This is a genomic window from Pontimicrobium sp. MEBiC01747, assembly GCF_053601635.1.
In genome coordinates this window covers 1-3242 of record NZ_JBSHNS010000144.1, presented here as the reverse complement: position 1 = coordinate 3242, position 3242 = coordinate 1, and the positions used below count along the sequence as shown (strand labels likewise).

General features: G+C 30.3%; 4 protein-coding genes. 1 reads left to right on the top strand and 3 read right to left on the bottom strand.

Features of this window, described 5'->3' with window-relative positions:
• The 3 genes from ACVC2P_RS03940 to ACVC2P_RS03930 all read right to left on the bottom strand — a co-directional run.
• Positions 1-643 (bottom strand): DEAD/DEAH box helicase (locus ACVC2P_RS03940; RefSeq protein ID WP_452597184.1); only part of this gene is annotated, 643 nt, incomplete at its 3' end.
• 130 nt (positions 644-773) lie between these two features.
• Positions 774-965, bottom strand: coding sequence for a cold-shock protein (locus ACVC2P_RS03935; protein ID WP_452597183.1), 192 nt, complete (start codon positions 963-965; stop codon positions 774-776).
• A 59-nt stretch (positions 966-1024) separates the two neighbouring features.
• Positions 1025-2335 carry a DEAD/DEAH box helicase gene (locus ACVC2P_RS03930; protein ID WP_452597182.1) on the bottom strand — a complete coding sequence of 437 codons (1311 nt, stop codon included), beginning with the start codon at positions 2333-2335 and terminating at the stop codon, positions 1025-1027.
• Between the two features lie 93 nt (positions 2336-2428).
• Between ACVC2P_RS03930 and ACVC2P_RS03925 the strand changes: the two genes are divergently transcribed.
• On the top strand, positions 2429-3242 hold an 814-nt coding region (locus ACVC2P_RS03925; protein WP_452597181.1), incomplete at its 3' end, for a glycoside hydrolase family 113.

Here is a 3242-nt window from a genome sequence, read left to right as displayed (position 1 = left end):
GTCCTTTGGTTTCCATGTCTACAGTTACCTGTTTTACATGTTTAGACAAATAATTTTGTATTAATTGCTTAATTGCGCCTGGTAAAGTCGCTGAAAACAAAATAGTTCGCCTACTTTTTGGTAAAACTTCCACAATTTGATCCAGACTTTCCTTTAAAATAGAAATCATCTCATCTGCTTCATCTAAAACTAAATACCCCGCTTCTGTAATATTTATTGCTTGCCTATTTATTAAATCTATTAAACGACCAGGGGTTGCAACTACTATATGTGTTGTTTTAGTTAAACGTTCTATTTGTGGCTTAATTGGTACGCCTCCGCATATACTTGCTATAGAAACTTCTGGCCTATACTTAGCAAACTGCTCTAAATTATTACAAATTTGTTTTCCTAGTTCTCGCGTTGGTGCCAATACTATTGCTTGAATAGCTGTTTTATTAGTATCTATTAATTGTAATAAGGGTAAACCAAAGGCTGCTGTTTTTCCTGTTCCAGTTTTTGCAATACCAACAAAGTCTGAGGTATTAGATAATAAATGCTTAATAGCATGTTCTTGTATTTCTGTTGGTTTTACAATTTTTAAATCGTTTAACGCTTTTAATAAATTTTCGGAAAGTTTTAAATCTAGAAAGGATTGTGACATAATACTATTTTAAACAAAGGTAACATTCTTAATAATTATTAATAGCTATTATTATTTGAAATTATAGGAATAAAAAAAGCCCATCAAAATAATGATGGGCCTTGTGGTAATAAAGTTTAAGTATATCTATTTAAATAACTTTTACGTTTACTGCATTTAAACCTTTTTTTCCTTCTGTTAAATCGAATTCCACTGCATCGCCTTCTCTAATTTCATCGATTAATCCCGAAATGTGGACAAAATGGTCTTTGTTTGAACCTTCTTCTGTGATAAAACCATAACCTTTTTCATCATTGAAGAATTTTACTGTTCCTGTACTCATTGTAATATAAATTTATGTATTAATTACTTTAAAGAGTCCAAATACCATGCCATATATAATTATATAGCACTTACTCTCACCTTCTTTTTTTTCAATCTGCTATTATTTGTTTTAGTAATAACAGTATTTACTTTATGTTTTGGTACTGCAACAAAAGCACAGTCCTGCTTAAGCTCTATAACACCTAATTCATTTTTATCTAATCCACCTTGTTTAAAGAAAAGACCAGCAATATCTCCTTTAGATATTTTATCTTTTCTACCTCCTGAAATAAATAAAGTTGTCCACATTGAAGGTTCTGGACTTAAATTATTGTTTAGTTTAACAACCGTTTCTGTTTCAATAAAATCTGGCAAAGTTTCTTCTTGCCATTGTAGCACATACGCAGTTCCTTCTGTATTCATACGTGCAGTTCTACCATTTCTATGAGTAAATTCTTGAGCTTTTAATGGTAATTGGTAATGAATAATATATTTTAATTCTGAAATATCAAGACCTCTTGCTGCCAAGTCGGTAGCTATAATAATTTGATGCGTACCATTTCTAAATTTTATTAAAGCGCGCTCTCTATCTTTTTGCTCCATACCGCCATAAAAACAACCATGAGCGATATTATGTTCTTCTAAAAAATCACTAACATAACTTATAGTATCTTTAAAATTACAAAATATAATTCCAGGTGCATTCCCTATATGACATAATAAATCTACCAAAGTTTGAAGTTTGTTTTTAGTAGGGGAAACAACTTTTTTAATTTTTAATTGAGACGCTTCTGTGTCTAAATAATTAATTACAATTTCATCTTTTAATCCCACAAAACGCGGAATCTCCATATCCTGAGTTGCAGAGGTTAGTATTCGTTTTTTTATTTGGGGTAAAAATGCGATGATTTCACTCATTTCAGATTCGAAACCAACTTCTAATGATTTATCGAACTCATCCAATACTAGTGTTTTTATAGCATTTGTCGTAAAAGTTTCACGCCGTAAATGATCTGCTATACGCCCAGGAGTTCCTACAAGTATCGCTGGCGCATGATTTAATTCTATTTTATCTTTAGAAAATGGTCTACCTCCATAAACGGCATTTGTTTTAAACCCAGCTCCCATTTTACGAATAACTTGCTCTATTTGTATTGCTAACTCCCTAGATGGCACTAAAATAATGGCTTGTATAGATTTTAAGTTAGCATCTAACAAGCCCATAACAGGCAATAAAAATGCTAATGTTTTCCCTGTTCCAGTTGGGGATAATAAAACAATATTATCTACCGAAGGAATGGCTAGACAAGCCTCCTCTTGCATAGGATTAAGTTCCTTAATATTTAATTTACTTAATATTTGTTGTTGTAATTGATATGATTTAGACATAGTGCAAAAATACTGTTTAGCCCTTAGAGTTGATTGTTTTTTGAAAAAAATGTAAGCTAGTGTATTAGTATAAATTTATAGTATATTTAAAACATGAAATTGTTATTAAAAAAAGAAGTTGTAAGCGCTATTGTAATCTACCTATTTACATGGTTATTCTCTTTTTTATTTGTAATCTATCAATTTATTAGTAATGGAGAGTCTTTTTCTGATGGTTTAGATTTTTTTCCTGACTTTATTCTTAAAAAGAATGCACAAATTGCACTTCTTATTTTGTTTATAATATTCTATACCCTCTTTTTAGTTATTCGGTATTTTATTAGAATTTATAGAAAAAAGGGCGTTTTTATTATGCTAAAGCGCTTTACTGTTAGATTATTGTTACCTGTTTTATTGTTATCGTTTTCCTACCGTTATATCATTAATAAAAATAGTTTTGAGAATTTTAATTACCAATGGGATTATTCTGTAGAAAATAACACTAATTATTCTAATAATTTCTATGCTGTAGATAACAAGCATCGTGGAGTTCATGCTTTTGGATGGAGAAATAACCGTGAGCAAACTATAAAAGATTTATTAAAAACAAATATAGAATGGGTTGCTATGGTTCCCTTTATAGACCAAGAAGATGAACAAACAAAAGAAATGAATGCACCTAAAGTTGTAGGACAATGGAGAAAAAATGACTCTATATTTATAACCGCTATTAAGGAAGTTCATAAAAAAGGGATGCATGTTATGTTTAAACCTCATATTTGGTTAAGAGATGGTTGGCGTTCTAACATAAACTTTGAAACAAATGCCGATTGGGATATATGGTTTAAAGCTTACAGAAAAAACATGCTTCATTATGCTTCTTTAGCTGAAATTTCTGGAACAGAATTATTTTGCATTGGTACAGAAT